Annotated in this window: 5 protein-coding genes and 2 pseudogenes; 5 read left to right on the top strand and 2 right to left on the bottom strand. The window is 64.0% G+C overall.

Annotated features, from left to right (window positions below; translation table 11 throughout):
• The 4 genes and pseudogenes from AD89_RS19025 to AD89_RS0117345 form a co-directional block, all read left to right on the top strand.
• A pseudogene (locus AD89_RS19025) lies at positions 1-353 on the top strand (helix-turn-helix transcriptional regulator); the annotation flags it as partial.
• Positions 354-512: 159 nt separating this feature from the next.
• Positions 513-1,064: a DUF6069 family protein gene (locus tag AD89_RS19020; protein WP_231488769.1), complete on the top strand. Its 552-nt coding sequence runs from the start codon at positions 513-515 to the stop codon at positions 1,062-1,064.
• A gap of 28 nt (positions 1,065-1,092) precedes the next feature.
• Entirely contained in the window at positions 1,093-2,217 is a 1,125-nt protein-coding gene (locus AD89_RS19015; RefSeq protein WP_025780886.1) for a sensor histidine kinase, read from the top strand.
• The gene (locus tag AD89_RS0117345) at positions 2,214-2,858 is read left to right on the top strand and encodes a response regulator transcription factor (protein ID WP_025780884.1); all 645 of its coding nucleotides are present in this window, start codon (positions 2,214-2,216) and stop codon (positions 2,856-2,858) included. The genes AD89_RS19015 and AD89_RS0117345 overlap by 4 nt, the downstream gene beginning before the upstream one ends.
• Positions 2,859-2,915: 57 nt before the next feature.
• Here the strand turns inward: AD89_RS0117345 and AD89_RS0117340 are convergent, their stop codons facing one another.
• A complete protein-coding gene (locus AD89_RS0117340) occupies positions 2,916-3,815 on the bottom strand; it encodes a serine hydrolase (RefSeq protein WP_025780882.1) in 900 nt (299 codons plus the stop codon).
• A gap of 8 nt (positions 3,816-3,823) precedes the next feature.
• Positions 3,824-4,807, bottom strand: a complete 984-nt coding sequence (locus AD89_RS0117335; RefSeq protein WP_025780880.1) for a LysR family transcriptional regulator — start codon at positions 4,805-4,807, stop codon at positions 3,824-3,826.
• A 176-nt stretch (positions 4,808-4,983) separates the two neighbouring features.
• Here AD89_RS0117335 and AD89_RS19010 point away from each other — a divergent pair.
• A pseudogene (locus AD89_RS19010) lies at positions 4,984-5,294 on the top strand (hypothetical protein); the annotation flags it as partial.

Genomic DNA, 5,294 nt, shown 5'->3' with positions numbered 1-5,294 from the left:
ACGGCACCGGTGCCGTTGAGGAATTCGACGTAGAAGCCTACTGGATCGCCCATGTCGGCGAAGTCGAGGCACTGCGTTCGTCCGTGACCGCTGAGATTCGTTGCCCAAACTGGGCGGTGCCGATCCTCTCCTCTCACTTCGGCAGGTATTTCACTGTTATCGACGAGGGCACAGAGTCCACCATCGCCGAGGTGGGGGCCAATCTCGTCATCGCGCTGGCTGAGCAATTGGCCGGGTGGGGGCGAACCGTTGAGGTGCTATCACCGCCCGAACTGCGCAGTGAGCTCGCTCGAATCGGCGCCGAACTCAGCGACACATACAGCGAACATACTCCAACTGCCGGCGAGCAGTGACAAGCCGACAGGTCGATTCTCCGCGTCGGAGGACTCTCACCCCCACAGGACGTTTGTCATGGCGTATTCGGGATCGCGCTCTCTACTGCGGCGTTTCCGTCCTCCGTAGCGTCGAAGTCGTCAGAGATCACCGACGCTTCAAACACGGAGGCGACCACAATGGCCCACCCCAGCAACCACGAATCAGCACCGGCATCTGCCCCAGCACCGACAACCACTCCTGCCGGATCACCAAAGCATCGTTCAACCGCTGAGAGGCAGACGTCTCCCCTTCGCAACGCATCGGCCGTCGTTGCCATCGTGGCTCTTGCCGCGGCCTTCGCTGCGATTGCCATATGGACTATCGCCGTGCCGGTCGCGGGCATCACACTGTTCGCTGGAGGACTGACCGTCTCCCCCGCCGCTGTCGCGCTCGTCTCACTCGGAAGCGGATGCGCAGGCGGAATCTCCTACAGCATCATGAAGCGATTCCGTGGCGGAACGGTGATGTGGACCGTGCTCGGATGTTCGGTTCTCGCGGTGTCCATGGCCGGGCCGCTGATGTCAGGGGCCAACGGTGCAGCCGTGGCCGTACTCGAGCTGATGCACCTGGCCGTCGGTGCCACGACGATCCTCGGACTCCGAATCCTCGTCCCACGCAGCACGAACCGCGCGCCCGACAACGGATCCGAGTCCTCGGGTTCGGGCCCATCGACAGCACCGTCCGAGTAATGTACGAAGCGAAATACCGGAGGCGACAATGACGAAGCAATCCATTACTACCGACAACGACGATTATGTCTCGCAGTGGGTCGACCGGACTCGCGGGCCTGGGTTCGCGCTGGTGTGGCTGCCGGTCCTCATGCTGTCCCCGATCCTGACAGCCATCCTCGACGGCGACCTCGCTGCGCTGACGATCCACCTGGCAATCACGGTCCTCTACGTCGTCACGATCCTTGTCGCCCACAGCGGTCTGCCGCAGCGTGTGGGAGAGCTCTGCACTGCGGGACTCATGGCGTTGGTCGTCATACAGTTCATCGTCTCACTTGGAGGTCAGGGCTTCCTCTACCCGTTGCTCGCCATTGCAGCCGCCACTGCCGTCCGGATCCGCGCAGCACTTGGGATCGTCATGGGTCTGGCTGTCAGCGGGTCCTTCGCCGAGGGGTTCGCGACAATGTCGCTGAGCAATGCACTGCAGTTCGGATTCGCTACCGTCATGGCGGGCGCCAGCACCTACCTGATCCGGCGACTCACCACTACCGTGGATGACCTGCGCACCACCCGACGCCGGCTGGCCGGACTCGCGGTGGTCGAGGAACGCCAGCGGTTCTCCCGAGACCTTCATGACCTGCTCGGCCACACCTTGTCGGTGATCGTGGTCAAGGCTGAGGCCATCCGTCGATTCGCCGCGGCCGACTCTGCGGCAGCAACTTCACATGCTCAGGAAATCGAGGACATCGGTCGCACAGCATTAGCAGATGTCAGGCAGGCTGTCGCCGGTTACCGGGAGATGCGTTTCGCGGATGAACTCGCCCGTACGGTCACTGTCCTTGAGGACGCCGGGGTCAAGGTCGACACGATGCCGGTGCCGAACCTCAACAGTCCAGTCGACGCTCTCTTTGCCTGGGCTATCCGAGAGGCTGGCACGAATGTCCTCCGTCATGCGCATGCCTCGACGTGCTCGATAGAGATATCCGTCGATGAGACGACCGCCGCCCTCGAGATCACCGACAATGGTGACGGGATGGGCCAGAACTCCTCAGGGGCAGGGCTGGCCGGGCTGCGTGAACGGGCAGAGCGCCTCGGCGGGCACGTCCACACGCGCTCGGGTCCGCGAGGCTTCACCCTCACCGTTCATGCCCCGACCTCAGGAGGACCCCGATGATCAGAATCGCAGTTGTCGAGGATCAGGTTCTGATGCGGTCTGCTCTCATCAGCCTGCTCGGCCTCGAAGACGACATCACGGTCATCGGCGAAGCCGGCAGCGGTGACGAAATCGCAGGGTTGATCGCAACCGCGAGCCCGGACGTGATCCTTCTTGATATCGAGCTGCCGGGCAAGACAGGACTCGAGGCGCTCGAAGAACTGAGGCTCTCCCACGACCGTTTGCCTGCTGCGCCGACCGAGGGCACGGGCCATGAGATACCCGCGGTCATCATCGTCACAACCTTCGGCCGAGCAGGCTATCTGCGTCGGGCGATGGACGCAGGAGCACGCGGATTTCTCGTCAAGGACGATCCGGTCGAGACTCTCGCCGAGGCGATTCGTCGAGTCACGCGGGGAGAAACGGTCGTCGATCCTCTCCTGGCGGCTCAGGCGCTCAGCTCGGGAGAGAACCCGCTGTCGGAGCGCGAAATCCAAGTCCTCGTCGCCTCGGACGAGGGCGCTCCGATCGCGGATGTGGCAGAGGGTCTGCATCTGTCTCCGAGCACGGTCCGCAACTATCTGTCGAGCGCTATCGGCAAGCTCGGGGCCCGCAATCGTGCCGAAGCGCTGAGCAATGCCCGACGCGAAGGCTGGATCTGACTCGTCGTCTCGATCACAGCGACTGCGCCCGATGAGCTGCTCCGCCGCGGCCGGTCCTCACCTCAGCAGATCGTGGAGAGCACGGGCAGCGGCACCGAGGGCCGCCTCGGCGGCTGGCTGCACGGAAGCAGGATTGCTCGATTCGCTGAGCGCGACGACCGCGATCGACTGACCATCAGCATGGTCGACGACGCCGATCTCGTGTCTGAGGTGGAGCAGTGTGCCCGTCTTCGACGACCACTGCGCCGAATCGGACATGAGGTCCGGGGCGATGCGGTGACGCACAACATTTCCGGACATGAGTTCCCGCAGCCGTGCGGCGACGCCGGGATCGACACGGTCGGGCCGCCACAATTCGGCAAGTAAGCCCATCAGACTGCGGGCGGTGCCGGAGTTGGCCCGAGAGACATCGAGCTGCCAGATCCGATGCCCGTCTCCGTGGGGCGGCCGAGCCTGCGCAAGACCATACGCAAGATGTGCTTCAGACCGGTCAAGGCTCTCCAACGGGGTCGACACCAGTGCGTCGAGCCGGTGTCGGATATCGATGCCCCGCAGCCCCAGAGCATCGAGTTCTCGCTGGACGTCGCGCACAGGGACGAGGTCGAGCAAGGCGTCTGCGGCAGTATTGTCACTGAAGCACACAGCTAATGTGAGCAGATCCTCGATTGCGAGCCGTGCCGGATGCCGAAATCGTGCCGCCCCCGTCGGGCTCGCACTGCCGGTCGCAGCAGGATCGACCCGAACCTGTTCGTCGGCCGCGAACTCACCCGCCTCGATTCGGTTGAGCACCGCCAGAGCGATGGGCACCTTGACCAATGAGGCCAACGGAATCGCCCCTTCGGGCGACAGCGCGACTTCTGCGTGCGAGTCGAGATCGCGTGCGATGATCCTGGCACGCAGGCCCGCACTCTCAAGCTCCGCACCGACCGCTTCGACGACCTTCTTCCGCTCGCTCATTCCCTTCCTCAAGTCGATCGTCCGATTCTCGACCCCTTCGCCGAGGCGGCTTGATCCGACATCGTGTTCGTCCTCACTGCCGCCGGGCCTTGCCGTCCCGGGCCGGCGAGGATCGAACCGCCGAGGCAGTCGGCGAACTCCTCGGCAAAATCGGCAAGCAGCGCAATGTCTTCGTCCGAGCCGGCCGTCAGCGTATACCCCCTCGAGATGACCGGATCGATGAGCGGTGCCCAGTCTAGATTGAGTTCCGCGGCTTCCGCTTCGCTGCAGAGCATCAGGTCACCGTCGCTGAGCACCGCAGCGACCGCGTCGGGTTCTGAGGTGTCCACGACGACTTGGTACGGGAGCAGGCCTGCGGTCTCGGCGGATCGTCGGATCCGGTCGCGAATGTGCGGGACGTTGTCCTCACTCGTCAGTCGCAGGCGTCGTCCCGCGAGTTCGAGGACATCGCCGGGGACCCGCACCCGGGATCTCCGCAGGTCGGCGATCCGCACTGGAGCCGTCAGCGGAGAGCGATGAGCGCATCCCAATGCGACGGCCCATGTGCCTTCGTCCGCGGGAACGGCCTGCAGCGATGCGCGCACTCGTCTCCCAGCGAGATCGTCGGCTCGCCGGCCCGGCGGTGCGCAGTGGAAGTCGATTCGCAGTCCCCTGCCCTTCACCGAGGCTGCCAGCACCGCAAGGTTCCGAGTGGAGCAGGCCGTCGGCACCGTCAGGGAGATCGGCCGCAGCTTCGCTCTGTCGGCGTCGAGCATCATCTCGTCGGCCAGTTCGACGAGGCGGGTCGCCGAGGCAAGCATGTCACGCCCGAACGGAGTGAGGCTGACCCCGCGCCCGGTTCGTTCGAGGAGCCGCGCACCGAGCTGCTTCTCGAGCCCGGCGATGCGCCGACTGGCCACCGGCTGCGGGATCCCGTCGGCAGCCGCACCGAGCGTCATGCTGCCGAGTTCGCTGACAGCGGTGAATGTCCGACAGGCGTCTATCAGGTCCATCACCTCATGGTATGCGTTTTCGATATGAGAGCGGACGTTTCAGTCTTCGACTGCATGGAGGCAACGGAGAAAGATGGTCAGCACCGAGCATCGCAAACACGTCGAAATCCGAGACAGTGTTCGCCCGACGATCCATCTCAAATCGACTCCCGTTGGGGAGAGAACGGAATACATCGATGACCACCCGAACCCTGCAGCTTCTCGCTACGTCAACACTGATCGCACTGACACTGGCCGGCTGCGCGCCAAGTGAGGCTCAGTCGTCGGACCAGTCCAGCCCTCAGACCGAAACCTCAACCGGCCCGAATGTCGGTTCCGACCGTCAACGGCTCGAAGATCAACTCAAGATGCTCGAGGACCGCTACGACGCGAGAGTAGGAGTCAGCGCGCTCGATACCGAGTCCGATGTATCGGTCGACCATCGTGCAGACGAGCGCTTCGGCTTCGCTTCCTCACTCAAGGTGTTCGCCGTCGCCGAACTCCTCGA

The sequence above is a fragment of the Brevibacterium sp. VCM10 genome, from assembly GCF_000583215.1.
GTDB lineage: Bacteria > Actinomycetota > Actinomycetes > Actinomycetales > Brevibacteriaceae > Brevibacterium > Brevibacterium linens.
Note: the sequence above shows the minus strand (reverse complement) of the source record. Positions and strands in the feature narration are given on the sequence as shown.